The organism is Pigmentiphaga litoralis (assembly GCF_048632615.1).
Classification (GTDB): domain Bacteria; phylum Pseudomonadota; class Gammaproteobacteria; order Burkholderiales; family Burkholderiaceae_B; genus Pigmentiphaga; species Pigmentiphaga litoralis_B.
This window is the reverse complement of sequence record NZ_CP184479.1, coordinates 4082946-4108824: the sequence shown is the minus strand read 5'-3', so window position 1 is coordinate 4108824 and position 25879 is coordinate 4082946. Positions and strand designations below refer to the sequence as shown.

At 65.5% G+C, this 25879-nt stretch carries 20 protein-coding genes and 4 pseudogenes; 6 read left to right on the top strand and 18 right to left on the bottom strand.

Features of this window, described 5'->3' with window-relative positions; translation table 11 throughout:
- Positions 1-6: 6 nt before the first annotated feature.
- Positions 7-1770 carry a CocE/NonD family hydrolase gene (locus ACNANG_RS18890; RefSeq protein ID WP_420224300.1) on the top strand — a complete coding sequence of 588 codons (1764 nt, stop codon included), beginning with the start codon at positions 7-9 and terminating at the stop codon, positions 1768-1770.
- Positions 1771-1812: 42 nt separating this feature from the next.
- On the opposite strand, the gene ACNANG_RS18885 is transcribed toward ACNANG_RS18890, so the two are convergent.
- Together ACNANG_RS18885 and ACNANG_RS18880 are read right to left on the bottom strand one after the other, a co-directional pair.
- The gene (locus tag ACNANG_RS18885; protein ID WP_420224299.1) at positions 1813-2820 is read right to left on the bottom strand and encodes a tripartite tricarboxylate transporter substrate binding protein; all 1008 of its coding nucleotides are present in this window, start codon (positions 2818-2820) and stop codon (positions 1813-1815) included.
- A gap of 69 nt (positions 2821-2889) precedes the next feature.
- On the bottom strand, positions 2890-3861 hold the full coding sequence (locus tag ACNANG_RS18880; RefSeq protein WP_420224298.1) for an amidohydrolase family protein: 972 nt from the start codon (positions 3859-3861) through the stop codon (positions 2890-2892).
- A 131-nt stretch (positions 3862-3992) separates the two neighbouring features.
- Here ACNANG_RS18880 and ACNANG_RS18875 point away from each other — a divergent pair, with 131 nt between their 5' ends.
- Both ACNANG_RS18875 and ACNANG_RS18870 read left to right on the top strand, forming a co-directional pair.
- The gene (locus ACNANG_RS18875) at positions 3993-4904 is read left to right on the top strand and encodes a LysR family transcriptional regulator (protein WP_420224297.1); all 912 of its coding nucleotides are present in this window, start codon (positions 3993-3995) and stop codon (positions 4902-4904) included.
- 76 nt (positions 4905-4980) lie between these two features.
- Complete coding sequence (locus ACNANG_RS18870; protein WP_420224296.1) at positions 4981-5964, top strand: Bug family tripartite tricarboxylate transporter substrate binding protein; 984 nt, start codon at positions 4981-4983, stop codon at positions 5962-5964.
- A gap of 24 nt (positions 5965-5988) precedes the next feature.
- Here the strand turns inward: ACNANG_RS18870 and ACNANG_RS18865 are convergent.
- The 4 genes and pseudogenes from ACNANG_RS18865 to ACNANG_RS18850 form a co-directional block, all read right to left on the bottom strand.
- A pseudogene (locus ACNANG_RS18865) lies at positions 5989-6869 on the bottom strand (SMP-30/gluconolactonase/LRE family protein).
- Between the two features lie 112 nt (positions 6870-6981).
- On the bottom strand, positions 6982-7701 hold the full coding sequence (locus ACNANG_RS18860) for a porin (RefSeq protein ID WP_420224295.1): 720 nt from the start codon (positions 7699-7701) through the stop codon (positions 6982-6984).
- Positions 7698-8078, bottom strand: a complete 381-nt coding sequence (locus ACNANG_RS18855; protein WP_420224294.1) for a porin — start codon at positions 8076-8078, stop codon at positions 7698-7700. Before ACNANG_RS18855 ends, ACNANG_RS18860 begins: the two co-directional genes overlap by 4 nt.
- A gap of 212 nt (positions 8079-8290) precedes the next feature.
- Entirely contained in the window at positions 8291-9391 is a 1101-nt protein-coding gene (locus tag ACNANG_RS18850) for a ring-opening amidohydrolase (protein ID WP_420224293.1), read from the bottom strand.
- Here ACNANG_RS18850 and ACNANG_RS18845 point away from each other — a divergent pair.
- From ACNANG_RS18845 to ACNANG_RS18835, 3 genes and pseudogenes are all read left to right on the top strand, one after another.
- Positions 9279-10443, top strand: a pseudogene (locus ACNANG_RS18845) (LysR family transcriptional regulator). The gene ACNANG_RS18850 and the pseudogene ACNANG_RS18845 sit on opposite strands and share 113 nt — an antisense overlap.
- 176 nt (positions 10444-10619) lie before the next feature.
- Positions 10620-11045 (top strand): OsmC family protein, encoded by a 426-nt coding sequence (locus ACNANG_RS18840; RefSeq protein ID WP_420224292.1) that lies wholly within the window; start codon positions 10620-10622, stop codon positions 11043-11045.
- Positions 11046-11225: 180 nt separating this feature from the next.
- Positions 11226-13007: a putative bifunctional diguanylate cyclase/phosphodiesterase gene (locus ACNANG_RS18835; RefSeq protein WP_420224291.1), complete on the top strand. Its 1782-nt coding sequence runs from the start codon at positions 11226-11228 to the stop codon at positions 13005-13007.
- Between the two features lie 77 nt (positions 13008-13084).
- Here the strand turns inward: ACNANG_RS18835 and ACNANG_RS18830 are convergent.
- The 12 genes and pseudogenes from ACNANG_RS18830 to ACNANG_RS18775 all read right to left on the bottom strand — a co-directional run bounded on the left by ACNANG_RS18830 (position 13085) and on the right by ACNANG_RS18775 (position 25808).
- A pseudogene (locus tag ACNANG_RS18830) lies at positions 13085-13956 on the bottom strand (peptidase).
- A 75-nt stretch (positions 13957-14031) separates the two neighbouring features.
- Positions 14032-14847 (bottom strand): transglutaminase family protein, encoded by an 816-nt coding sequence (locus ACNANG_RS18825; protein WP_420224290.1) that lies wholly within the window; start codon positions 14845-14847, stop codon positions 14032-14034.
- 9 nt (positions 14848-14856) lie between these two features.
- A complete protein-coding gene (locus tag ACNANG_RS18820; protein WP_420224289.1) occupies positions 14857-15810 on the bottom strand; it encodes an alpha-E domain-containing protein in 954 nt (317 codons plus the stop codon).
- 1 nt (position 15811) lies between these two features.
- Positions 15812-17230 (bottom strand): circularly permuted type 2 ATP-grasp protein, encoded by a 1419-nt coding sequence (locus ACNANG_RS18815; protein WP_420224288.1) that lies wholly within the window; start codon positions 17228-17230, stop codon positions 15812-15814.
- Between the two features lie 213 nt (positions 17231-17443).
- Entirely contained in the window at positions 17444-18343 is a 900-nt protein-coding gene (locus ACNANG_RS18810) for an alpha/beta hydrolase (protein WP_420224287.1), read from the bottom strand.
- The gene (gene guaD, locus ACNANG_RS18805; protein WP_420224286.1) at positions 18301-19707 is read right to left on the bottom strand and encodes a guanine deaminase; all 1407 of its coding nucleotides are present in this window, start codon (positions 19705-19707) and stop codon (positions 18301-18303) included. Before guaD ends, ACNANG_RS18810 begins: the two co-directional genes overlap by 43 nt.
- Positions 19708-19855: 148 nt before the next feature.
- Positions 19856-20910 (bottom strand): annotated as a pseudogene (locus ACNANG_RS18800) (alkene reductase).
- A gap of 25 nt (positions 20911-20935) precedes the next feature.
- The gene (locus ACNANG_RS18795) at positions 20936-21232 is read right to left on the bottom strand and encodes an ArsR/SmtB family transcription factor (RefSeq protein WP_420227583.1); all 297 of its coding nucleotides are present in this window, start codon (positions 21230-21232) and stop codon (positions 20936-20938) included.
- Positions 21233-21327: 95 nt separating this feature from the next.
- Entirely contained in the window at positions 21328-22794 is a 1467-nt protein-coding gene (locus tag ACNANG_RS18790) for an efflux transporter outer membrane subunit (protein ID WP_420224285.1), read from the bottom strand.
- Positions 22794-23897 (bottom strand): HlyD family secretion protein, encoded by a 1104-nt coding sequence (locus ACNANG_RS18785; RefSeq protein ID WP_420224284.1) that lies wholly within the window; start codon positions 23895-23897, stop codon positions 22794-22796. The genes ACNANG_RS18790 and ACNANG_RS18785 overlap by 1 nt, the downstream gene beginning before the upstream one ends.
- Positions 23898-24045: 148 nt before the next feature.
- The gene (locus ACNANG_RS18780; RefSeq protein WP_420224283.1) at positions 24046-24279 is read right to left on the bottom strand and encodes a hypothetical protein; all 234 of its coding nucleotides are present in this window, start codon (positions 24277-24279) and stop codon (positions 24046-24048) included.
- Entirely contained in the window at positions 24267-25808 is a 1542-nt protein-coding gene (locus ACNANG_RS18775) for an MFS transporter (protein ID WP_420224282.1), read from the bottom strand. The genes ACNANG_RS18780 and ACNANG_RS18775 overlap by 13 nt, the downstream gene beginning before the upstream one ends.
- Positions 25809-25879: the final 71 nt, after the last annotated feature.

Below are 25879 nucleotides of genomic sequence, written 5' to 3'. Positions count from 1 at the left end.
TGCACCATGAGCACCACGAACGCTTCTCTTACTCCCCTGCGCAGCGAAGTGCGGGACGGCATGCGCATCGACTGGGACATACCGATCCCCATGGACGATGGCGTCATCCTGCGCTGCGATGTCTTCCGTCCCGACGACGACCAAGCCTATCCGGTTTTGTTGAGCTATGGCCCGTACGGCAAGGGGCTGGCCTTTCAGGAAGGCTACAAGACCGCCTGGGACATCATGGTCCAGCAGCACCCGGACACCGCGCGCGGTTCGTCCAATGCCTACCAGAACTGGGAAGTGGTCGACCCTGAAAAGTGGGTGCCCGACGGCTATGTCTGCATCCGGATCGACTCGCGCGGCGCGGGCCGCTCGCCCGGCGTGTCCGACCAGCACTCGCCCCGCGAAACGCAAGACATCGTCGACAGCATCGAGTGGGCCGCGGCGCAGACCTGGTGCACCGGCAAGGTCGGCATGAACGGCATCTCCTACTACGCGATCAACGCCTGGCGCGCGGCCGCACGGCAACCGCCCCACCTGGCGGCCATCTGCGCGTGGGAAGGCAACAGCGACCGGTATCGCGAAGCCACGCATCACGGCGGCATACTGTGTGTATTCGCCAAGAACTGGCACGAAATGCAGGTCAGGACGGTGCAGCACGGACGCGGCGAACGTGGCGCGCGCAGTGCCTTCAATGGCGAATGGGTGTGCGGACCCGAGACATTGCCTGAAGACGAGCTGGCCAACAATCGGGTCGACATGTGGCGGCAACTGATCGCGCACCCGCTGGATGATGCCTACTACCGCGACCGTTCGCCCGATTTCGACCGGATCACCGTACCCTTCCTGTCGGCCGGAAACTGGGGCGGACAGGGGCTGCATCTGCGCGGCAATATCGAAGCCTTCATGCGGTCGGCATCGACTCAGAAGTGGCTGGAAATGCACGGCGGCGCGCACTGGGCGGAGTTCTACACCGACTACGGGGTGACCTTGCAGAAGCGCTTCTTTGGACATTTCCTGAAGGGCGAGTGCACCGGCTGGGAAGACCAGGCGCCGGTCCAGCTGCAGATCCGTCACGTCGACCGTTTCGTGGTGCGTGGCGAACACGAATGGCCCCTGGCCCGCACCCAGTGGACGCGCTTTCACCTGCATCCCGATGATCTCAGCCTGAGCCAGGAAGCAGTTCGCTCAAGCTTGAGCACGCTCGAATTTGACGCGATGGGCGACGGCCTGACCTTCCGATCGTTGCCAATGACCACCGAGACCGAGATCACCGGCCCGTCGGTGCTTCGCCTGAAGGTGTCGTCGTCGACGACTGACGCCGATATCTTTGCGGTGCTGCGCGTGTTCGATCCGTCGGACACCGAAGTCGTGTTCCATGGCGCGCTCGACCCGCATACACCGATTGGCCAAGGCTGGCTGCGCGCGTCGCATCGCAAGCAGGACCCGGCACTTACCCTGCCCTATCGGCCCTACTACACGCACGACGAACCGTGGCCGCTGAACCCGGGCGAGCCGGTGACCCTGGATGTCGAGATCTGGCCCACTTGCATCGTGGTGCCGGCCGGCTACCGCATCGCCATTACTGTGCGCGGCAAGGACTACGAATGGGACGGCCCCGCGGCCCGGCTGTCGAACATGAAGCACCCCATGAAAGGCTGCGGGCCATTCGTGCATGACGATCCGGATGACCGTCCGATGCACACTTTTGGAGGCGTCACGACGCTGCACTTTGACGATGCGGCGGATAACGCGATCACGCTGCCGGTGATCCCGGCGGATTGAACTGCGCCAGTCGGAAGCGATCCACTGCCGCCCCGCCCCGTCCTACTCCGGCCGGATATTGCGTTCCTTGACCACCGACGCCCACTTCGCCATGTCTTTCTGCAGAAAGCTGGCGAAGTCGGCGCGTGTGCTGCCGACGACTTCCACCGAGTCCTTGGCCAGGCGTTCCTTCACGTCCGGCCGCGTCACGAACCGGACCACGTCGCGGTTGATGCGGTCCAGCACGTCCGCGGGGGTGCGAGCGGGCGCAAAGATGCCATACCAGTTCACCGTTTCGAAGCCCGTCAGCCCGCCTTCCGCCAGGGTCGGCACATCGGGCAAGGCGGCTTCGCGTCGGCTGCCGGTGCTGGCGATGGCCACCAGTTTGCCCGACCGGACGTAGGGCAAGGACGTGCTTGGGTTGTCGAAGAAGTAGCTCACCTGCCCGCCCAGCAGGTCCGGCATGGCCTGCCCCGTGCCCTTGTAGGGAACGTGGGTCACTTGAATTGCGGCGGACGCGGCAAACAGTTCGCTCGACATATAGCTCATGCCCGTGTTGCCGACCGACGCGATGGTCAGCGCGCCGGGTTTTTCCTTGGCCAGGGCGACCATGTCGCGCACGGTCCTGGCGGGCGCGCCGGGATGGGCGACGAGCAACATCGCGTTTTCGGCGACGCGCACGACCGGCGTGAGGTCCCTGGCGGGGTTGTAGGGCAGCTTGGGGTACATGGCCGCGATGATGGCGTAGGGCGAGGTCGTGAAGAGCAGCGTCAACCCGTCGGGCGCGGCTTTGGCGACCGCGTCCGTCCCGATCTGGGTATTGGCGCCAGGACGATTTTCCACGATCACCGACTTGCCTGATGACTTGGCCAGGTCTTCAGCCAGCAAACGCGCGACCGCGTCCGTGGTGCCTCCGGGCGGGAACGGCACGATGATGCGCACCATGCCGGTTGGCCATTCGGCGGCCGTCGCGGCGAATGAGGCGCCAGGCCAGGCGGCCGCGGTGCATAGCGCGGACAGTGTCGTGGCCACCGCCATCGCGGCAACGCCAGGGAGCTTCAAGGTCAGCATGGGGTCTCCTCCACTCATGAACGACGCGCCCGGTCTGTGCGGGCGTCGCCGGGCAACGCAGCGCGCCTGTCAGCGCGCGAATCTTGGGAACAGCGGCAAGGCGTTGTCGCGCGCGATCGCCTGTTGCCGGTCCGCATCGAACCGGTCCGGCTGCGTCAATGCCTCCACCGTCAATGTCGTGACCGACTCAGGCGCGTAGGGCCAATCACTGCCGAACACGATGCGGTCGGGCCGCGCCACGGCATCGAGCGAACCGAAGGTGGACGGGCCCGCCGAGATCGCCGTGTCATACCAGAACCGGCCCAGCCGTTCCATGACGTCGTCGGGCGACAGGCGCGGCAGCCGGGGATCGATCACCGGCGATACCGACATGCGCCACGAGATGTAGGGCAGCGCCCCGCCCGCGTGGGCCAGGATGAAGCGGATGTCGGGATAGCGGTCCAGCGTGCCGCTGAAGACCAGGTTGGCGGCGGCGCGTGTCGTGTCGAACAGGAACTCCATCATGAATGCGGGGTACGGCAACTGGATGGTCCGGCTCGACGGATGGAAGTTGGGGTGGATGAAGACCACCGCGCGCCGCCGCGACAGCTCGGCCATCAAAGGCTCGAAATGCGGGTCGCCCAGGAAGCGTTCACCGTAACTCGCCAGCAGGCACACGCCGTCCAGCTTGAGCGTGTCGAGCGCATAGGCGACTTCCTTGCAGGCCGCGTCGACATCGGGCAGCGACACGGTGGCGAAGGCGCCGAAGCGGGTGGGCCGGTCGCTGATCAGTCCCGCCATGTAGTCGTTGCACCGCCGGGCCAGCGCCGCCGCCGCCGCGTCATCCCCGAAGTGCACGCCGGGCTGCGATACCGACAGGATCGCGGCGGCGATGCCATGCCTGTCCATCAGCTGCACGGACGTATCGGGCGTCCACGCCGGAAAGCCGGAACTGATGGTGGGGCCCCGGCCGGCGGCGATGACCGCGTCACGGAAGAAGTCCGGGATGGTATGGAAATGCACGTCGATGCGCTGTGGGTCGGGGTATGCCTGGTCGCTCATTGGCGGCTCCTGTACGGCCTGGCGGCCGGGTCGTCTCTCGCCGAAGTATGGCCGTGGCGCAGGGCGGCAAGCAACGGGTGCTGGGGCTATACCCGGTATAGGCCGCAGCCTATATGTGCTAGTTTTCGAGCATGCTCAATGTTTCCGTCCGCAGCCTGGAAGTCTTCGTCGCCGTTGCCGAATCCGGCAGTTTCGTCGCGGCCGCGGATCGTCTGGGCATCACCCAACCCTCGGTCAGCGACCACATCCGGTCGCTCGAGGCACGCAGCCAGACCCATCTGGTGCAGCGCAGGCGCGGCCGGGCCGGCCAGCTGACGGACGCGGGGCTTGCGCTGCTGGCGCATGCCCGTGCGCTGCTCAGCCATGCCAGCGATCTGTCGGATGACCTGTCGCGCCGCAGCCAGTCCGCAAGCCGGCAGGTCGTGCTGGCCTGCCAGCCTGCCGTCGCCAATCTGCTGCTGCCGCCCTGCCTGGCCGGGTTCGCGCGGGACCATCCGGACACCGATCTGGCAACGCTGGCCGCCGATACCGACGCCGTGGTCCAGCATCTGATGAACGGCACGGCCGATGTCGGTTGCCTGCTCGCGCGTGACGCCTTGCCGTCGCTGCCGTCCGACGTCATCGCGCACGTGACGTTCGTGATCGTGGCCGCGCCCACGCATCCACTGGCCGGGCGGACCGCCGTGTCCCCACAGGAAGTGGCCCGCCACCAGTTCGTACGCGCAACGCACCGCCTTGGCTTCGGTCCGCAGATGAACGCCATGCTGGAAAGGGCAGGCATTGCCGACGCGCCAGTGGTGGCGCGCGCGACCGAGTCGACGGTGGTCCGAGCGATGGCCATGGCGGGCGTTGGCATGCTGTGCACACTGGCCCGCGCGGTCGAACGCGAGGTCGCATCGGGCTTGCTGACGGTGATCCGCATGACGGGCGAGCCGATGCGGATGGAGCTGCGCCTGGCGCACACGCCGTGCCGCCGGCCCACTGACACGGCGTTGCGCCTGATGCGGCACGTCGCTGCGCACTTCGCGGCCGAATCTAGTTGATAAGCACAACTTGTTGCGCTACCGTACTCCCATTCGACGACGGGGCACGGTGATGCTCCGCGCAATGGAGGATGACATGTTCGTGTTTGTGATGCGCCGCGCTGCCTGGGCGCTGGGGGCGTCGGCCGCCCTTGCTGTCCTGGCCGCGCCCCTGGGCGTTTCCGCCCAGACCTATCCCGTCCGGCCGGTTCAGGTCATCGTGCCCTACCCGCCCGGCGGGCTGACCGACGGCATCGTGCGGCAGGTGGCGCAAGGACTGACCGAGAAATGGAAGACCACCGTCTTCATCGAGAACAAGGGCGGCGGCGGCACCACGATCGGCACGGCGTACGTGGCGCGCGCGGCGGCCGATGGCCAGACACTGCTGTTCACCAGCACGGGCTACGTGACCAACCAGGTGCTCATGAAGTCGCTGCCGTATTCCGCCGATGCCTTCACACCAATCGCCATGGGCGCCACCGCGCCCAACGTGCTGTATGTGCATCCGTCGGTGCCCGCCACCAACCTGGCCGAACTGCTGACCTATGCCAAGGCCAACCCGGGCGCGCTCAAGTTCGCGTCGACCGGACATGGGTCGAGTCCGCATCTGACGGCGGAACTGTTCGCGTCCAAGACCGGGATCTCGATGGTCCATGTGCCGTACAAAGGCGCGGGTCCGGCGCTGGCCGATCTGCTGGCGGGGCATGTCAACGCCATGTTCCACTTCCCGGCATCGCTGTCGCTGGCAAAGGAAGGCAAGCTGAAAGCCATCGCGGTCGCCAGCACGGACCGGCTGAAGGAAGCGCCGGGGCTGCCCACTTTTGTCGATGCCGGCGTGCCCGATGTGGTGTCCAGTTCGTGGTTCGGTTTCTTCGCGCCCGCGGCCACACCCCAGCCGGTCAAAGACAAGCTGCACAAGGATATTGCCGACGTGCTGGCGTCCGCCCGGCTGCGCGCCTTCATGGAGGAATCGGGCCTGACCGAGACACCCATGACGCAGCCGGAATTCGCAAGCTTCATTGCGCACGAACAGGACAAGTGGGCAACGGTGATCCGGGAGCGCAAGATTCCGATCGACTGAACGCTTGCCGCGCCCCGCACTGGTTTACCCGCGGAAGCGCGGCTCCTTGATCCCCTTCACGCCCACGTCCATCATCAACAACGCACCCGCGGGTTCGGTGGCCAGTTGCTCGGGCGTGAGGCGTTGCGAATGGCTGGTCACGAACAGGGTGCCCAGGTCCGCGCCCCCAAACGCCGGGCAGGTCGGGTTCGTCACGGGCAGCCGGATTACCCGATCCACGCTGCCATCCGGGGCCAGACGCACCAGTTCACCGGAGGCCACCATTGCCGTCCACAGATACCCTTCAGCATCGACCGTCGACCCATCGGGCCGGCCGATCTGATGCGTCCAATCCTTGAAGACGCGGCGGTTCGTGATCCGGCCTTCGTCGATGTCGAAGTCATACGCCCAGATGATCTGGATATGCGTGTCGGCAAAGTACATGGTCTTGTCGTCGGGGCTCCATGCCACCGAGTTGGGAACCACGATGCCGTTCGCCATCGGCGTGGATTGATAGTCCGGGTCGAAGCGATAGAGGGTGCCCTCGGGCTCGCGCTGCGCATCACGCATGCTCCCCACCCAGAACCGGCCGCGCCGGTCGCATTTGCCGTCGTTGAGCCGGTTGTGCGGCAGGTCCGTTTCGGGGTGGTTGATGAAGCGCGGCGGCTCGCCGGTTTCGGGGTCGTACACAAAAAGCCGCGCTGCGTGGCCAGCAGGAAACCGCCGGCTTCACGCAAGGCAATGCTGCCGGTCAGCAGTCCGTCGGGCAGACGGATTGCGCGATGCGCGCGGGTCGCCGGGTCGTAGGACTGCAGCGCCGGCCGGCGCACGTCCACCCACCACAGCCGGTTCGTACGATCGCACCACAGCGGCACTTCGCCAAGGATGTCGGCGCCCTGCACGGCGCAGTGAATGTCGAGGGTCATGCAAGGTCTCCCGGCCTGCGTACGGCCTATCGTTGATTTTCTCAACTATATCGGAGACGGCGGAAACGCGGCAAGCGAAGGTGACCTATCGACCCGACCCATCCCGCGCCAACTAGAAGCGCGTGCGCACACCTGCCATCGCGCCTATCCGTGTCGGATTCGACGCGTAGAACGGCGTGAAGAAACCGGGCGTGCTTGCCACGCCTATCCACTCGCCTTGCAGCCAGGTGTAATCGGCCGCCACGTACACGTCGCTGCGTTTGGACAAGGCATAGCCCAGGATGGCGCCGGTGCTGACGCGTTGGCCCGACCTGCCACCGCGCGACACATGGTCGTAGGTGATGGCGCCGATCAGGCTCCAGGCCGGCGCCAGGGTGGCGTTGAACCCCGTATAGACAGCCCGGTTCACGGTGTCCGACTGCGCCAGGTGATTCCATGTGTAGCCCAGGTAGAGCCTGGCGCGGTCGAGCGCATAGGTCCCGCCGACCGACCACGTGGTCTGGCGGGTGGCGGGCACGACCGACCCGAAGTAGCTTTCAACGTCCTTTTGCACCTGATACACGCCGGCCAGCATGGCGCGGCCGGACGTGTGCGATACCGCGCCCGCATATGTCGCGCCGGTGCCGACGGGCTGGCCCGGGCGCTCGCCGGGCGTGTAGCTTGCCATCAGCGTCGTGCTGCCTACCGCGCCCACGTACTTGACCATGTTGTCCTGGCGCAGGCCGGTGTAGGTCGTGCCCTGGTAGCCCAGCAGCACCAGATTGCCCAGGTAGGTGGCTTCGTAGCTGCCGATCACGTCCTGCGGGAGCGTGAACTGCCGGCCGACCGTCACGCGGCCGAAGCCGCCCGACAGGCCCAGCGTGGCTTGCCGGCCGAACAGGCGCCCCCCTGCTGGTTGATGCCGGTGTCCGGCGAGTAGCCGGTTTCCAGCACGAACTCGGCCTGGTAGCCGCCGCCCAGTGCTTCGGCACCCCTAAACCCCAGCCGGCTGCCGGTCAGCACACCGTCGGACAGTTGCGCTTTGCCACTCCCGTCGGGGCCTTCGTGCGTGCTGTAACGCACGGCGGAATCGATCAAGCCGTAGACGGTGACGTTGGATTGGGCATGGACCAGGCTTGGGGCGCCGCACAGGGCGACGGCGGACAGGGCCAAGGCGGACAAGGCGGACAAGCCCACGGCGCTTGGCGCCGGGCGGAAAAGACACATCATTGCAAAGCTCGACATGGCGCGCACTGGGTGCATTCTGGCACCCAGGCGGCACGGGCAAAAAACGCGCGGGCAACACGCCCGCGCGCCGGCAGTATAAAGCACCGTACTTTGGGCCGCCGGTGGCGGCCCAAGGCGCCTCACCGCACGTGTTCCGCGCTACACCTGCGTCACACTCGCCTCACACTGCCCTTACAGCCGCGTCACAACCCGCGTCACACCCGCGCCACCACCGCGAACGGACCGCCTCCCGCCGGGCCCTGATGCTCCGCGCCGCCCGACACATACACGGCGCTCTGCCCCACCACCGAGGCCACCACCGCGCCCACCGCGGCACGCGCATGGCGGGTCGAGTTGATATCCGAATCGTTGAGCATGGTGTGGCGCACGCCGCGCACCTGTCCGTCGGGCGAGGCCTCGGCCTTGCCGAACACGTTGACGATACGCTCGGCCAGCGCCGCGCGGCCCATGCCCGGATCGATGTCCAGGCGCATCAGGCAGGCGCGCAGGCTGTCGGCGTCGATCGCATCATCCATGACACCGTGGTCGATCACATAAGGGCTGTCCGATGCACGGCTCATGCCCATCACGATCACGACGTTGTAGTCGATCTCGATGCCCGCCGATGCCGACGCAACGCCTGAAAACAGGGACCAGTCCGCGTTGATGGCGTCGTTGCTGACGGCGGATTCGGCGATCTCTCCGGTCGCCACAGCCACGCCCAGCGCCGAGGCGGCGCGCGACGCCCCCATCGATTCGTAGGTTTCGTGCGCAACGGGCGTCTGGCCGCGCGACAGGGCATCGGCAATCTTGGTCGAGGTCAGCAGCGGGCATTTCACCTGCACGAAATGGACATCGTCGGTAGAAGCGATGGCGGCATCCGCCATCGCTTCCTTGACGGCTTGCGCGGTTTCCGTGACCTGAACCGTCGTGCCCAGCTCTTCGGGCAGGAAGGCGCGCGTGAAGGCAATGCCAATGGCCAGCCGCGGCGCGCCGTCATGGGCATCCTCCGTCACCTTGCGCGTGAACACCGTGAAGTGCGGGCTGAGCACGCCTTCGGTGCCGCCCGACATCACGAAGGCAATGCGGTGCTCCACCTCGTCCGCGGTCAGGTCCAGACGAGGCGCAAGCGCATGGCACCAGGCCCGCGTGGCGTATTCGCGCGTGAAGTCGTTCACGCAGCCGTTGCCTTCGGTCTTGCCCATGACGGCAACGATGTCTGCCGGGTCGATCTCGCCCGCGTCGATCAGCTTGAGGGCGACGGACAGGTCACCTGGACCGCTGCAGAGAATCTTGTGGACACCGACGCGTTGCATGGAAAAGCTCCTGAAAAAACCCTTAACGATGGCCCCATCATGCCGTCCGGAGTGCATCATATCCAGTGCTATAGTCGCTGCACCCTGTTCGATTTTTGGCAACGCTCGCGAATGGCCGCGCGGGTGCCTCCCTGCAGCGGCTTTTACCTTTCTCATGACCCTCCAATACCTTCGCGTTTTCCGCCACATCGACGAGATCGCCCGCTGTGGCTCCATTCGCAAGGCGGCTGAAGCCCTGTTCCTGACGCCGTCCGCGCTGGACCGCCGCCTGCAGGACCTGGAAGCGGAACTGGGCACGCCGTTGTTCGAACGGCACGCGCGCGGCATGCGGCTGACGTCGGCGGGCGAGATCTTCCTGCACCATGTGCGGGCGCAGCGCGCGGACTTCGAACGGGTGCGCGCCGAAATCGAACAACTCAAGGGCCTGCAACGTGGCAGCGTGTCGGTGGTCGCCAGCCAGGCCCTGGTCCACACCGTGCTGCCGCAGGTGATCCAGACGTTCAACGAACGGCATCCCGGCATCACCTTTACCGTCACGGTGGCGGATCACGCCGTGGTCATCCAGGCGCTGCGCGAATTCCAGGCCGATGTGGGCATCGTCTACCACGCCCCCGCCGCTGCCGACATCCTGCCCATATTCACCGTTGACCAAGCCCTGTGCGCGGTCATGTCCGCCGGCCATCCACTGGCTGCGCAGCAACGCGTCAGCATGGCCGACTGCCTGGCGTATCCGGCTGCCCTGCCCGACCGGTCGCTGGGGGAAGGATCGTGCTCGATCAATTTTTGCGCGCAGCTCGCTCAAGCCCAGGGTGGCGATGGAATCGAATTCCTTCGAGATGCTGCGCAATTACGTCCGTGGCACTACGGCCGTCACTTTCCAGATACCGCTAGGGGCGCCGATGGCCGAGGCGCGGGATGGCGTGGTCGCGCGGCCCATCTCCGACCGCAAGCTGGAGCGCAGCACGCTGGTGGTGGCGCAGCTCAAGGGCCGTCCCCTGCCCCCGCCCGCCGCAAGGTTCGTCGAAGCGCTGCGCGACGTGTTGATCCGCTGAGACGCGCTAGTTCCGGTCCCAAGCCAAAGGCGCCCCTATTCCATGCCTGGCACGGCGCGATAACGTCAGGTTGTCGGCCCATGGCCGAGTTACAGGCGCTTTCCAAGTCGAGACGGCCTGTCGCACGCACGGTCGCGCACGCGAGCTACGCTAGCCCTTCACTTTAGGAGCGACTCATGAAGAAGAAAGGTTCGGCAGTCTGGCAAGGTGGAATCAAGGACGGTCAGGGCAAGATCTCGACCGAGACCGGCGTCCTGAAAGATGCTCCGTACGGATTCAAGTCACGCTTCGAAACCGGCCCTGGCACCAACCCGGAAGAATTGATCGGCGCGGCCCACGCCGCCTGCTTCTCGATGGCCTTGTCGCTGGAATTGGGCAACGCCGGCATTACCGCGCAAAACATTGCCACGACATCGACGATCACGCTCGACAAGGTCGGCGAAGGCTTCGCGATCACCGCCGCGCATCTGGACGTGACCGTGACGGCCCCCGGTTCGGACAAGGATGCCGTTCAGAAAGCGGTGGATAGCGCCAAAGTGGGCTGCCCCGTGTCGAAGGTGCTGAACGCAACGATCACGATGGATTCGAAGATCGAAAATTGATGGTCGAAACATGACAGCGCAGCGATAGTCGCAACGGCCCGAACAGTTGTTGCGGCGCGTCTCGCGCACGTCCGGAAAGCACTGCATAATCGGGTTGAACGGGTCCTTCGTGGACCCGTTGTTGTTTGCGCCGATCCGGCAAGACACCCCCACTCGACACCCCGGACTGGAGCCCGACGCGTGCTGCGCAACACTGCCACTTCCCTTACCTGGTCCACCCCGGCATGGGTGGCCGACTCCGCCTATCGCCTTGCGCTCGAGGCCGCGCCCTGCGGCATGTTCCTGTGCGATGCCAACGGCGTGTTCCAGTTGGTCAATCTGGCGTATGAACGGCTGACCGGCTATGGCGCCGCCGAACTGATCGGCGAACACGGCTTCGACATCATGCATGAACCCAGCGAATGGCAGCAGCGCCGCAATGAATTGCTGTTGCCGTCCGCTACGGTGCAACACGCTTACGCGGCGGGCCCCGTGCGCGACATCGTGACCCTGCCGGACTCCGAGTGGGTCTATGTGCGGCGCAACCAAAGCCGCGTGCACGTGTTGTTGACCATGTCGCAGCTGACCGACAAGGCGGGCCACCTGCAAGGGTACGTGGGCATGGCGATGGACAACACACGGCGCGCGCAGCAGCAGTCGCGGCTGTGGTACCTGTCGCACCACGACGAACTGACCGGCCTGCCGAACCAGACCTGGGTCGAAGAACACCTGGACATGGCCATCCAGCGCCGCAAGGTGCTGAGCGAACCGGTACTGCTGACAATCATCGAGATCGATAACCTGCGCAAGCTGCACGACACGCTGGGTCCGGCCGCCCGTGAAACCGCGGTCAAGCAGGTGGCCGAGCGATTGCGTGCCGGGTGCGAGGCGAATCAGTCGGTCGGGTTGATGAGTGCGACCCAGTTTGCGATCGTGACCACCGGCCTGCGCACCCTTGGTCCTGAACGGGAGGCCACCCTGTTGCGCACCCTGGCGCAGCCTGTCGACTACCTGGGCACCCAGCTGCGCCTGACGGTCAGTGCAGGCGCCAGCGCGTTTCCGGACGCGGGCACCGAATCGGCATCATTGATCCGGCGTGCCCTGCTGGCGCTGAGCGCCGCGCGCAACGACGGCGGCAACACGCTGCGCCACTTCGAATACGCCATGCAGGCGCAGTCGACGCGGCGGCTGGAACTCGAGGTGCTGCTGCAGGAAGCCGTGGAAACCGAGCAGTTCACGTTGGCCTTCCAGCCGCAGATCCACCTGGCCAACGGCCGCATCACGCTGGCCGAGGCATTGCTGCGGTGGAACCACCCGGTCAAGGGCGCGATCGGTCCGGGCGAATTCATTCCCGTTGCCGAAGACACCGGGCTGATCCTGCCCATGGGCGAATGGGTGGTCCGTACGGCGTGCCGCCAGGCGGCGCGGATCCTGTCCCGCTTCGGCACCTGTCCCCGGATCGCCGTGAACGTGTCACCCATCCAGTTCCGCAAGGTCGACGTGCTGAAGATGGTGCAGCGCGCGCTCGACGCGGCATCGCTGGACCCGGCCTATCTCGAAGTCGAAATCACCGAGGGCGTGCTGCTGGACGACACGTCGGCCGCCATGGATACGCTGAAGGGCTTGCGGGACATGGGCGTCGAAATCGCGATCGACGATTTTGGAACGGGGTACTCAAGCCTGTCGTACCTGACCCGGTTCCAGGTGGATCGGATCAAGATCGACCGGTCCCTGGTAATGGCCATGTCCACGGGCCGGCAAGGCCGCGCGATCGTGAGCGCCATCATCGCGATGGCCCATGAACTCGGTATCCACGTCACGGCCGAAGGGGTCGAAACCGCCGACGACGCGGACAGCCTGACCAAACTGGGCTGTGACGAAGCGCAGGGCTATTGGTTTTCGCGGCCGCTGACCGCCGCGGCCTTCGAACACGTGCTGTCGCCGTTGCCGGCTACCCTGATGCGGCCGTCGACGCTGGCGTAGGTGGGATGCCGCGCGGTGCGCGGCGGCAGGCGGACACGAAGGATCGGGGCGCAGCAAGCGCTACGCCCCTTGGCCGATCAGGCGTCGCGCAGCGGCGGCGCTTCTTGCGCCAGCGTCTGTGCTGGCGTGGGCACCAGTTCGATATCCCCGGCGATCGGCATGTCGGCGCGGGGCGGCGCTTCGACCTTGAACGACCGTTCGCCGGCCGGCACGGACTGCGGGGATGACGTCCACTTCGGATCCGGGATCTCGGTAAACACCTGGCGCAGGCGTTCGCCCCAGGTCGAGTGGATCATCTGGTAGTACTCGTTGGTGTGGTCGATCAGCGCGTACTTGGTCACGCGCAGACTGTCCTTTTCATACACCAGCAGGTCCAGCGGCAATCCGACCGACACATTGGACCGCAGGGTCGAATCCATGGAAATCAGCGCGCACTTGGCCAGTTCGTCGAGCGGGGTCGAGGGCGTGATGACGCGGTCGATGATGGGCTTGCCGTACTTGGCTTCGCCGATCTGGAAATACGGATTCATGGTCGACGCTTCGATGAAGTTGCCGGCCGCATAGATCTGGAACAGCCGCATCTTCTGGCCATGGATCTGGCCGCCCAGCAAGAAGCTGCAATTGAATTCGACGTTGAATTCCTGCAGCGCCGCGGCGTGCTGCTTGTAGACTTCGCGCACCGCTTCGCCGATCAGCCGCGCCGCCTCGAACATGGACGGCACGGTCCACAAGGTCTGGCCCCCGGGTGGGTCGGCTCGGTCAGCAGCTGCACCACCGACTGCGTCAGCGCAAGGTTGCCCGCCGTCATCAGCACCAGCACGCGTTCGCCCGGCTGCTCGAACACCGCCATTTTGCGAAAGGTACTGACGTGATCGACGCCAGCGTTGGTGCGGGTATCCGACAGGAATACGAGGCCGTCGGACACGCTCATTGCGACACAGTAAGTCATGGTGTGGGAAAACAGATGGAACGCGATGGGCCGTCCATTCTACCGTCTGTCGCGCGCCAGGCTGGCCCCAACGGGCTAGAAGCTCTTGACCACGACCTGGACTGTGACGTCCACCGACAACGCCTCGTTCCCGCCCCCGACCCGCATGCCGCGCAGCGGCGCCGCCGCTGCGTAGTCGCGCCCCACCGCCAGCCGGCAATACTGCTCGCTGGCGAACCGTCCCTGAGTGACGTCCACCGAAATCCAGCCGCAGTCGTCGAGCCAGACATCGACCCATGCGTGGCTGGCCGCCTGCTCGCCGATCTCGGGGGCGTTGCTGGTTTCAAGGTAGCCGCTGACATACCGTGCCGGCAGATTGCGCGCCCGGCAGCAGGCAATGAACAGATGCGCATGGTCCTGGCACACGCCTTTGCCCTGCGCCAGCGCCTGAGCCGCCGTACCGGTCACCTCGGTCGATCCGGTCTGATAGGCCACCTTGCCACGGATGCTCTGCGCCAGGTTGATCAGCGACGACGGCGACTTCAGGTCGGGGATCGTATTGGCCAGGTCCAGAATGGCAGCGTCCACTTCCGTGAGTGGCGTCGTGCAGGTGAAGTGCTCGAGCGGAATGCGGCCGGGGCCTTCGAGCAGACGGCCGTCCTGCAGGGGCGTGGTTTCGACTTCGCCGGTGGCGGTAAAGGTCATCTCGGTAATCGGCCGCGTCAGCACCAGCGTCTGCAGCGTATTGCCGTACGCGTCCAGCGATGTGTTGAGCTTGCCCGGCACCGACAGGTCCCAGTTGGCGACGAACTGGGTCGGCGCCGAATTGGGTGTCAGCCGGATCTGCTGGATGGAATACAGCACGGGGCTGTCATAGGTGTAGCGGGTCTGGTGGCGGATGGACAGACGCATGGGAGCCCCTTATACCGTCGTCGGCAGCAAGAACGTCGTGCTGATCTTGTTGCCAAGCACATACATGCGGGCCAGGAACTGGGTGAGGTACTCGTGCAGACCTTGGTCCAGCACGTCGCGGATGTCCGAGAACAGCAGTTCGGCGCGCAGCTTTCCAGCGTAGCGCTCGCATTCCAGCGAGTTCTGCGTGGTCAGCATGGCCAGGTTGGTCACGACGCCGTCGAGCGAGGCCAGCAAGGAGCGCGGCATAGACGGATTCAGGATCAGCAGTTCCACCACGCGTTCCGGCGCGAGCACGTCGCGGTAGACCTGGCGATAGATTTCAAGGGCCGAGACCGAGCTCAGGATGGACGTCCAGTAGTAGAAGTCGTCAAGCTGGGCGGCGCTGACGGCGCCGGTCTCGCGCCCGCCGCTCACGAAGCGGACGTCTAGAATTCGCGCCGTGTTATCGGCGCGTTCCAGGAAGGTGCCCAGCTGCGTGAAATAGAAGGCCCCGTCCTGCAGCGCGGTGCCCAGGGTCACGCCGCGCGACAGATGCGAGCGGAACTTGACCCATTCGAACAGCGCATTGGGATCCTGCAGCCAGCCCTTGTCGGCCAGGCGGTTGCCGAATTCCAGCCAGGTATGGTTGATGGTTTCCCACGATTCGGTCGTGATCGCGCCGCGCACGGCCCGCGCGTTTTCGCGCGCCGCCTGCAGGCAGCGCAGGATGGACGATGGATTGTCGGCGTCGCTGACCATGAAGCGCAACACGTTCTCGGGCGTAAGCGCATCGTACCGTTCGGAAAACGACTGGCCGAGTTCGGAAATATCCAGCACCGCGCGTTGGCTGCGCAGGGCACTTTCTTCCGATTGCGGCAGCAGCAGGGCTTTGAGGGTGACGTCGAGCATGCGCGCGGTGTTTTCCGCGCGTTCCATGTATCGGGCCATCCAGAAGAGGTGATCGGCGGTTCGACTCAGCATCTTATTTCTCGGTAATCCACGTGTCTTTCGTTCCCCCGCCCTGCGACGAGTTCACCACCAGCGAGCCTTCGCGCAGCGCCACCCGGGTCAGGCCGCCAGCGACCATCGACACATTCTTGCCTGACAGCACGAAGGGACGAAGGTCGATGTGCCGCGGGGCGACGCCCGATTCGACGAAGGTGGGGCAGGACGAGAGCGCGAGGGTGGGCTGGGCGATGTAGCCATTGGGCCGGGCAATGAGCCGGGCCCGGAAGGCTTCGATCTCGGCCTTGGACGAGGTCGGCCCGACCAGCATGCCGTAGCCGCCGGCGCCGTGGACTTCCTTGACGACCAGTTCCGGCAGATTGGCCAGCACGTACGACAGTTCGTCGGGCTTGCGGCACTGCCAGGTCGGCACGTTCTTGAGGATGGGTTCTTCGGACAGATAGAACTTCACCATGTCCGGCACGAAGGGATAGATGGATTTGTCGTCGGCCACGCCGGTGCCGATGGCATTGGCCAGCGCAACCCGGCCGGCGCGGTAGACCGACAGCAGTCCCGGTACGCCCAGCGCGGAGTCGGCGCGGAAGGCAAGCGGATCCAGGAAGTCGTCGTCCAGGCGGCGATAGATGACGTCGACGCGCTGCGGACCGCGCGTGGTCCGCATGAAGACGCTGTTGTCATCGACGAACAGATCCTGTCCCTGCACCAGTTCCACACCCATCTGCTGCGCCAGGAAGGCGTGCTCGAAATAGGCCGAGTTGTACATGCCGGGAGTCAGCACGACGACCGTGGGATCGTCGACGCCGCTGGGCGCGACCGACCGCAGGCTTTCCAGCAAAAGGTCGGGATAATGGGCGACCGGCGCAACCTTGTTCTGCACGAACAGCTCGGGAAACAAGCGCATCATCATCTTGCGGTTTTCGAGCATGTAGGACACGCCCGACGGCACGCGCAGATTGTCTTCCAGCACATAGAAGGTGCCGTCGTTGTCGCCACCCGCCTTGACGATGTCGACGCCCGCCACATGCGCGTAGATGTCACGCGGAACCGACACGCCCTGCATTTCCGGACGGTACTGAGCGTTGGTATAAACCTGCTCGGCCGGAATCACGCCGGCGCGTACGATGCGGCGGTCGTGATAGACGTCGTGAATGAACATGTTGAGGGCGCGAACCCGCTGCGCCAGGCCTTCGCGCAGCAGACTCCATTCATCGCCCGGAATGATCCGGGGGATCAGGTCGAACGGGATCAGCCTTTCGGTGCCGCCCGCGTCCCCACTGACCGCGAAGGTGATTCCAACACGTCGGAAAACAAGGTCGGCTTCCGCCCGCTTGCGTGCCATGGTCTCGGGGGACTGGCGGGAGAGCCAAGCGCCGAAACGCTCGTAATGCTGGCGGACCTTACCTTCTTCAAACTGCATTTCGTTGTAAGACCGCATCGTATGCCTTTCGCCTTTCGCGCTCTGCGCAATGTGACTTTTCTACTAAAGCAAAGGCCGTACCCGTTCGTCGTGCACGTTCTGCCGCAGCCGCGCACCATCGGGAGGCGTGGGTGCCGATCCCCCTGCACCACGTGTCCTCATCATAAGCTGGCCGGCACCACCTTGGTTACACAATTGCCAGCGGCACGCGCAAAAGTCGGGGCGAAATGATTACGGAATATTGCCGCCCGCGGGCGGTTCACCCGAACTGAAGAATCGCCCCACGTCAGTCAGCACCGGTCCAAGAAATCGGGTGGGCCTGGCCAGCGCGCCAATCAGCGTGACGTGACTCAGACTGGGGTAATAGTGCTCGAAGGCCACGCCGCCGTGTTGCCGCACGCGCGCCGCCAGCCGTTCGGAGTTTCCCGGACGGACCGTACTGTCCTTCAAGCCGGACATCAGCAGCAACGGGGGCGAGCCGCCGTCGACGTGATCGATGGGTTGCGTGGCGCGCAAGTCCGCTGCGGTGCCGAAGATGATCTTGAGCGTCGGGTCCGTCAAAGGCAGGAAGTCATACGGGCCGGCCAGGCCCGCCACGCTGCGGATGTCCTTGCGCCGTTCGCCCAGCCAGCGCTCGTCAAGGACCAGATCGACGGCAATGTAGGCGCCAGCGGAGTGGCCCATGAGATGGACCCGCGACGGGTCGCCCCCGAAATCGGCAAGGTGATCCAGTGTCCACCGCACCGCGGCCGCCCCGTCGTCCATGAAGCCGGGGTATCGGACCTCGGGGTAGATGCGGTAGTCCGCCAACACCGTCACGTAGCCTAGCGACGTCAGGGCCTCGGCAACGAACAGGTAGTCCTGCCTGCGGCCGCTATCCCAGTTGCCGCCATAGAAAAACACCACCACGGGCCGCAGACCCGCCGACGGCGTCGATGGCACATAGACATCGACCGCTTGCCGGGGTGACGGCCCATAGGCCTGGTCGTCGATGCGGGTAAAACCGCTTTCAGGCACCAGGGCGTTGATCGCCTGGAAGGAGGAACAGCCCGCCATTGCCAGCACGGGTAACACGGCACAGACCAGCTTCAGGCACGCACGCCGGAAGGATCGAGTCGTTGAGAAGGACATTCGGGCTCCGGCGCCTGGGTTGGGTAAATGAAGGGGTCGTCGCGCGCGCTGTCGTAGACCGGCAGACCTGCTACATAGGTGGCCCTGACGGCACGGTCATCTCCCAGCGTCATCAGCACGAACAGCTTTTCCAGGATGTCCCGTGCAAAGCCCATGCGAAAGGCGATGAGCGGCGTCGCGGCCAGATCGAGCACGACCAGGTCGGCGTCGTAGCCCGGCGCGACCGAGCCCAGCGAGTCCTGCAGATACAGGGCTTCGGCTCCGCCCCGGGTCGCAAGGTAGAAGGCATGCGCCGCGGTCAATCGGCCCTGCGCCATCTGCGACACCTTGTAGGCTTCGTTCAAGGTGTGCAGGGTACTGAAGCTGGTGCCCGCACCAATGTCCGAACCGATGCCCACCCGCACCGGCCGGTCTATGTGCTTGGCTTCCGACATTTTGAAGAGGCCGCTGCCCAGGAACAGGTTGGATGTGGGGCAATGGGCCAGCGCCGATCCGGTGCGGTGGCAGCATGCGAAGTCGACGTCGTCCATATGTACCGCATGCCCGAAGATGGCGCGCGGCCCGGTCAGGCCGGCGTGGTCGTATACGTCCAGGTAACTGGAACGTTGCGGGAAAAGATCGCGCACCCAGTCGATCTCGCCGGTATTTTCGGCAAGATGGGTCTGCATATACGTGCCGGGGTGTTCTTTCCACAGGCGCGCGGCGGCGGCCAGTTGATCGTCGGTCGACGACGCGGCAAAGCGCGGCGTGATGCAGTACAGCTGGCGGCCGCGGCCATGCCATTTTTCCAGCAAGGCTTTGGATTCGTCATAGCCGCGTTCGGCTGTGTCCAGCAGCGCGTCGGGCGCGTGCCGGTCCATCAGCACCTTGCCGGCAATCATCCGGGTGTTGAAGCGTTCGGACTCTTCGAACAACGCATCCACCGATTCGGGGTGGACGGTGCAATAGACCGCGGCCGTGGTGGTGCCCGCGCGCAGCAACTCGCGCAGAAATACACGCGACACGGTATCGGCGTGGGACTTGTCGGCGAACTGCTGTTCGGCGATGAACGTGTATTTGTTCAACCATTCCAGCAACTGCTCGCCGAACGCGCCGATCATCTGCGTCTGGGGATAGTGCACGTGGCAGTCGATGAAGCCGGCACAGATCACGCTGTCCGGATAGTGCGTGACCGTAAGGGGCACACCGACAATGCCGCTGGCCGCGTCGACGGCGGCCTCGGAATACGGATCGACGGCAACGATCTTGCCATCCGCCATCACCACCAGGCCATCTTCCAGAAAGCGGTAGCTGCTGGCCGGGTCGACCAGGAACGGGTCCTGATGGAAGGTGATGACCGAGCTGCGCAATGCCGTGACAGTCATGGCGGTGTCCTTGTGAAGCGCTCTGCTGGCGACGTGGCGTAAGTGCTGCAAGTGTAGAAGAGTTCGGCGCGCGCTTCAGGCGGACGGCAACGCGGGGCAGCACGCCGTCAACGTGCTGCCCCGCGCGGAGCCCCGAAGATCGACGCGATCAGCCCAGTGCAGGGTAATCGACGTAGCCTTCGGCGGTTGGCGCGTAGAAGGTTTCGGGCTTGGGCGCGTTCAGGTCGGCCTTCAGTTCGAAACGCTTCGGCAGATCGGGGTTGGCGATGAACAGCTGGCCGAATGCCACCGCGTCGGCTTCACCGGCGTCCAGCGTGCGCTGCGCATCTTCTTGCGTGAACTTTTCGTTGGCCACGTAGATGCCGCCGAACGCTTCCTTCAGTTGCGGGCCAAGGCGCGGCGAGTCCAGCGATTCGCGGGCGCAGATGAAGGCGATCTTGCGCTTGCCGAGTTCGCGCGCCACGTAGCCAAAGGTCTCGCCCAGGTTCGAGTCGCTGGTGTCATGCGAATCGCTGCGCGGGGCAAGGTGCATGCCGACACGGGATGCGCCCCACACCTCGATGCATGCATCGGTGATTTCCAGCATCAGGCGGGCCCTGTTTTCGACCGAACCACCATAGGCGTCGGTGCGCTTGTTCACGCCATCCTGCAGGAACTGGTCGAGCAGGTAGCCGTTCGCGCCGTGGATCTCCACGCCGTCGAAGCCCGCGCGCTTGGCGTTTTCGGCGCCCTTGCGGAATGCCGCCACGACGCCCGGAATTTCGTCGATCGACAGTTCACGCGGGGTGACGTATTCCTTTTGGGACGGACCAGGCTGACATGGCCAGCCGGCGCGATGGCGCTGGGGGCGACCGGCAAATCGCCATTCAGGAAGATGGGGTCGGAGATACGGCCCACGTGCCACAGCTGCAGGAAGATGCTGCCGCCCTTGGCATGCACGGCGTCGGTGATCTGCTTCCAGCCTTCGACCTGCTCGTCGGACCAGATGCCCGGGGTGTCGGCATAGCCCACGCCTTGCGGGGTGACGGCGGTGGCTTCGGACAGGATCAGTCCGGCGCTGGCACGCTGTTCGTAATACTGCTTCATCAAGGCATTGGGGACGCGGCCTTCGCCGACAGCGCGCGAGCGGGTCAGCGGCGCCATGAAAATGCGGTTGCGCAGGGTCAGGTCACCAACGGTGATCGGGTCGAACAAAGTGGGCATGAGATATCCAGTAAAAACGCGGCGATCAGAAATCGCTGTTCATGTGGTCAAGGAACGCCTGGATCACAGGTTCGTTCCGTTTGAAGAACACCCATTGGCCGACGCGCCGGGAGGTCACCAGTTCGGCGCGCAACAGCGCCGCCAGGTGGACCGAGACGGTCGATTGCGACAGGCCCGTGCGTTCGTCGATCATGCCGGCGCATACGCCGAATTCCAGCGGATGTTCCTGCGTTGCGAAGTACGCTTCGGGCGTCTTGAGCCAAGCCAGGATCTGTCTCCGGACCGGGTTGGCCAGCGCCTTGTGGATGGCGTCGATGTCCATGGGTGTGTGCACGACAGTATCGGGAAAACTAAAACCTAATATCGATACTTTACGATATTGGCGGACGCGGCGCCAGTGGAGGTTGGTAAGCAAGCTTATCTGCCGGGTGCGGTCCAGCCTCCGCCCATGGCGCGATACAGGTCGACTTCAGCCGTCAGCAGGTTGGTACGGATCTGCAGCAGGCTGACTTCCGCGGTATTGAGCGTGCGCTGCGCATCCAGGGCCTCAAGGTAAGACGCATAGCCGTTGCGCTGCCGGTTGACGGCAATCCGCAAGGCCTCCGCGGCCGCCGCGCGGCGTTCGGCCACCTGCACTTCCTGCTCGCGCAGGCGTTCCACGGCAACCAGGCCATTGTTCGTTTCCGAAAAGGCGCCGCGCACGGTCGATTCATAGGCAAAAACGGCCTGGTCGCGTACGGCGGCCGACACTTCCGTCTGCGCCCGCAGCCGCCCGCCTTCGAACACGGGGGCCAGCACACTGCCGCCAATCGACCACAAGGTGAAGGGGTGATTCAGCAATTGATCCAGCGTGAAGCCCTGCACGCCCGCCGTCGCGGTCAGCCGCAAGGACGGCAGCAACTGGTCGCGCGCGGCGCGCAGGCTGGCGTCGGCGGCCACCACGGCCCGCTCGGCCTGGAAGATATCGGGACGGCGGCGCAGCAGTTCGGACGGCAGGCTGTCCGGCAGCGGTGGCATCCGGATATCGCCCAGTGCCGGCCCGCGCGGAATCGGCCCGGGGTTGGCGCCCACAAGAATGCTGAGCGCGTTTTCCTGCTGCTGGATGGCGCGTTGCAGCTGCGGAATGGTCTCGGCCGTGGCCCGGTACTCGGACTGCGCCTGCAGGAATTCCAGGCGCGAGCTGTAGCCGGTCTCGAACTGCCGGCGCGCGAAGTCCAGCGATTGTTGGCGGGTCTTCAGCGTGGCCTGGGCCAGCGCCAGTTGGGCATCCTGGCCGCGGAGGGTCAGGTAGCCGGAAGCCGCCGATGCGGCCACCGACAAGGCCGCCGCGTCGGCCGCGGCCTGACGCGCTTCGGCGTCGGCAAATGCCGCCTCGGTCAGGCGGGCGATGCGGCCCCATACGTCCACCTCATAGGCTGCCTGCACGTTTGCCTGATACACCGTCAGTTGGCGATCGATCCCCAGTGCACTGAGGGATCGGGCGCGTGACGGTGAGACCGACAGGTCCAGCGCCGGGTAGCGCGCGGCCTGCGCGATCCGCAGGCGCGCCTGGAACTCCTCCATGCGCGAGCGGGCCACGCGCAGGTCGCCATTGCCCGCCAAGGCGCGGTCCACCAGCGCAGTCAAGGCCGGGTCACCAAAAGCCGTCCACCAGGCGGCTTCGATCGGCGCCGACGGTCCGACCCGCATGCGCCAGTCGGCGGGTATCTCAAGGGTCGGTGCGGGCGGCGGTTGCGGCGGCGCGGTGCAGGCAGACAGAAACGTGGCCAGGGCAGCGATGAAGGTGGTGGTCAGGGCGGCGGACACCGCGGCCGACCCGGATCCGGATCCGGTCCGTGCCCGGCTGCGTTGTGCCGGGCCGGTGCGTTGCAGGCAACGCCGCATCACCGCGGCGCCTCCATCTCGACCGGTACGCTGGCCGTGTCGATGCTTGCAACCACCGACATGCCGGGCCGCAGCCGATCGGCCAGCGGCTGGTCGGGATCGATACGAATCCGCACCGGAATGCGCTGCGCAATCTTCACGAAGTTGCCGGTGGCGTTGTCGGCCGCGAGCACACTGAACTCGGACCCCGTGGCGGGCGAGATGCGTTCGACATGGCCAGTCAGTTTCGCGCGATTCAACGCATCGATCTGCAGGGTGGCCGCCTGCCCGAGCCGCACCTGCGCCATCTGCGTCTCCTTCAGATTGGCAATCACCCAGACCTGCTCGGGAACGAGCGCCATCAGTTGCGCACCCGAGTTCACATAGGCGCCCTGCCGCACCAGCACCTGGCCGAGCAGGCCATCCCGTGGCGCGACGATACGCGTGTTGGACAGGTCAATCTCGGCCAATTGCACGGCGGCTTGCGCGGCTTCCACCGCGGCCTCCAGCGACCCGCGATTGACGACGACCGTCTCGCGGTCCTGCCGGGAAATCTCGAGCGCGGCCCTGGCCTGCTCGGCCGCCGCGACGGCCTGCGCGTGCGCGGCGCGGGTCTGGTCCCGTTCGCGCAATGACAAGGAACCGTCCTTCACCAGGTCTTCGACCCGCCGCAGATCGGCGGTGGACCGGGCCGCCTGCGCGTCGGCATTGGCGATCGCCGCGCGGTTCTGCGCAATGACGGCGTCGGCGCGGCGGCGCTGCTGCTGTGCGTTGGCCAGCGCGGCCTTCTGCGCCGACAGTTGCGCCAGCGCCTGGTCCACCCGCTGGCGGTAGATGCGGTCATCGATCCGCACCAGCAGGTCACCCGCCTTGACGCGTTGGAAGTCCTGCACGCGAACCTCGGCCACGTAGCCGCTCAGTTGCGGCCCGATCAACGTGACCTGGCCGCGCACGTAGGCATTCTCGGTGCTCTGCACGCCACTCGTGAAGGGAGGCAGGCGCCACGCATACAAAACGATCAGTACACCGATGATCGCGATGGCCGCAAAGAAGGACAGCGACAGCAGCCGGCGGCCGCTGAAGCGGCGCGGAGAAGACGGCGGCGGCGCCGCCGGGCCGCCCATGCCTCCGGACGCTGACGGCGCAGGCGGGATGGCAGCGGCTGGCGGTAGTGCGGAAGGCGGGGCGGGTGTGCTCATCGTCAGTGAAAAAGTATGTGAAGGATCAACGGCTGCATCAGGTTGGGACGTGGCGTGACAGGCAGCGGCCCGGTCAATCGGCATTGCCGATCGGGGCAACGGCCATGCCCGCTTCGGCATCGGCCGGTGGCGGCCGGCCCGGCGTGGCGCGCGATGACGCCGACGCGGGCGGCGGCGTGGCGGCGGATCCTGGCGATGCCGCCGCAACGGTCGCGGCAAGTGGCGGGGGCGCGTAGCGATTGATCAGCACTCGCATCATCGCCCAGATCAGCGTGCCGATCGCAATGCACGCGATCAGCAGAAACACGTCGTTGTACGCCAGCACATTGGCCTCGCGCGTGGCCGCCGTCCCCAGCGACACCACCGCTTCGGCATTGCGAAGCGCCGGGTCGGCCAGCAGTCCGGACGTGGCGCCGGCGCTGCCCTGGATCCGCGCGGCCACCAGGGGTCTTGCAGCGTCAATGACTCCACCAGAATGCTCGAGTGGAATTTTTCGCGCACGATCTGGAAGGTGCCGAGCAGGGCCGCGCCCAGCAGTCCGCCCAGATTCTGCGCCATCCCGAACAGCACGGAAAAGCTGATGAGGTTGCGGGGCTCGGCAATCACGCCGCTCATTCCGCTGAGCATGGCGGCGCCCAGAAAGAAGGTGCCGCCAAAGCCCAGCAGGAACTGGCTGACGTACATGTTCACCGGCCGGGTCAGATTGGTGGCGTGCGCATCGATCAGTGCACCGATAGTCATCAGGATCAACGACACGACGATGGGCATGGCGATCCGTTTGCGGTGGATCGTCATTGCACTGGCAGCCAGCCCCGCGACGGAACCGAGCAGCACCACGCCGAACAGTCCCTGCATCTGGTCGTTGGTCATGCCGAGCGCGGTCAGGAAACCGACGGCCCCGGTGGCCTGTTCCGACAGCACGATACGGATCAGCGTGATCGCCACCCCCAGCCGGATGATGCTTGCACTCGTCAACCATCGGGTATTGAGCAGGGGCCGCGCGCGATGATGCTCGACGGCAAAACCCGCCGTGATCAGCACGATGGCGCCCGCCAGCGCCCAGCCCAGCCACGCCGTCTCGGTCCACCAGCCAAAGCGGCCCAAGGACAGCACCGCGCACAGCAGCGCCACGCCCGGCGCGAACAGGCTGAAGGTCAGGAAGTCCAGAGGTTCGAAGGTCTTGATCCGGTCGCCTGGCGGCAGCTTGAGCGCCAGAACACAGGCCAGGGACAGCAAGGCCAGGCCCAGCTCGAACAGGTACAGTCCTCGCCACTCGCCAAATTCCAGCAGCTCCGACGAAAAGATCCGCGCCAGGGGCAGCGCCAGCTGCGAAAATCCCAGGCCCAGCACCAGTCCTTTCAGCCGGTGTTTCGCGGGAAAGGCCTGCAGCGTGTAATACAGACCCAGCGACGTCAGGGCGGCGCCGACCATGCCATGCGCCGCGCGCACCGCAATGGCGGACCCCAGGTCGTTAACGAAAAGGTGAGCGAACGTCACCAGGGCGTACAACAGCAGGAAGACTTCGGTGAACAGCCGCAGACCATATTGCTGGCGAAATTTCACGAGGAGGATGTTCATGGACACGTTGGTCATGACATACGCGGCCGGCAGCCAGGCCATCTCCGACGCATAAGCGCCTAGCGAGCCCTGCAGATTCAGCAGGTTCGCGGTCACCAGCGCGTTGCCCAGGCCGCCCGTCATCGCAACGATGAACCCCACCACGGCGTAGGCCGCGCGTTTGGGCGGAGAATGCAGCGGACTCGATGGCGAGCCCGGCAGCATGGGCCGTTCGTGCGGCAGCCAGTCTCTTGGGACGTAGGGGTTGGTCGAGGCCATGCGGTGACGGGTCAGGTGACGGTGCCGAAGAACAGGGCGGCAGGTCCTGTATTACGCCAGATAATCGATGC

What these genes read in the sequence shown, in the direction of transcription:
- ACNANG_RS18890 (WP_420224300.1), top strand. Translation starts at nt 7, where the DNA reads ATGAGCACCACGAACGCTTCTCTTACTCCCCTGCGCAGCGAAGTGCGG.
- ACNANG_RS18885 (WP_420224299.1), bottom strand. Translation starts at nt 2,820, where the DNA reads ATGCTGACCTTGAAGCTCCCTGGCGTTGCCGCGATGGCGGTGGCCACG.
- ACNANG_RS18880 (WP_420224298.1), bottom strand. Translation starts at nt 3,861, where the DNA reads ATGAGCGACCAGGCATACCCCGACCCACAGCGCATCGACGTGCATTTC.
- ACNANG_RS18875 (WP_420224297.1), top strand. Translation starts at nt 3,993, where the DNA reads ATGCTCAATGTTTCCGTCCGCAGCCTGGAAGTCTTCGTCGCCGTTGCC.
- ACNANG_RS18870 (WP_420224296.1), top strand. Translation starts at nt 4,981, where the DNA reads ATGTTCGTGTTTGTGATGCGCCGCGCTGCCTGGGCGCTGGGGGCGTCG.
- ACNANG_RS18855 (WP_420224294.1), bottom strand. Translation starts at nt 8,078, where the DNA reads ATGATGTGTCTTTTCCGCCCGGCGCCAAGCGCCGTGGGCTTGTCCGCC.
- ACNANG_RS18850 (WP_420224293.1), bottom strand. Translation starts at nt 9,391, where the DNA reads ATGCAACGCGTCGGTGTCCACAAGATTCTCTGCAGCGGTCCAGGTGAC.
- ACNANG_RS18840 (WP_420224292.1), top strand. Translation starts at nt 10,620, where the DNA reads ATGAAGAAGAAAGGTTCGGCAGTCTGGCAAGGTGGAATCAAGGACGGT.
- ACNANG_RS18825 (WP_420224290.1), bottom strand. Translation starts at nt 14,847, where the DNA reads ATGCGTCTGTCCATCCGCCACCAGACCCGCTACACCTATGACAGCCCC.
- ACNANG_RS18820 (WP_420224289.1), bottom strand. Translation starts at nt 15,810, where the DNA reads ATGCTGAGTCGAACCGCCGATCACCTCTTCTGGATGGCCCGATACATG.
- ACNANG_RS18815 (WP_420224288.1), bottom strand. Translation starts at nt 17,230, where the DNA reads ATGCGGTCTTACAACGAAATGCAGTTTGAAGAAGGTAAGGTCCGCCAG.
- ACNANG_RS18810 (WP_420224287.1), bottom strand. Translation starts at nt 18,343, where the DNA reads ATGTCCTTCTCAACGACTCGATCCTTCCGGCGTGCGTGCCTGAAGCTG.
- guaD (WP_420224286.1), bottom strand. Translation starts at nt 19,707, where the DNA reads ATGACTGTCACGGCATTGCGCAGCTCGGTCATCACCTTCCATCAGGAC.
- ACNANG_RS18795 (WP_420227583.1), bottom strand. Translation starts at nt 21,232, where the DNA reads ATGGACATCGACGCCATCCACAAGGCGCTGGCCAACCCGGTCCGGAGA.
- ACNANG_RS18790 (WP_420224285.1), bottom strand. Translation starts at nt 22,794, where the DNA reads ATGCGGCGTTGCCTGCAACGCACCGGCCCGGCACAACGCAGCCGGGCA.
- ACNANG_RS18785 (WP_420224284.1), bottom strand. Translation starts at nt 23,897, where the DNA reads ATGGGCGGCCCGGCGGCGCCGCCGCCGTCTTCTCCGCGCCGCTTCAGC.
- ACNANG_RS18775 (WP_420224282.1), bottom strand. Translation starts at nt 25,808, where the DNA reads ATGGCCTCGACCAACCCCTACGTCCCAAGAGACTGGCTGCCGCACGAA.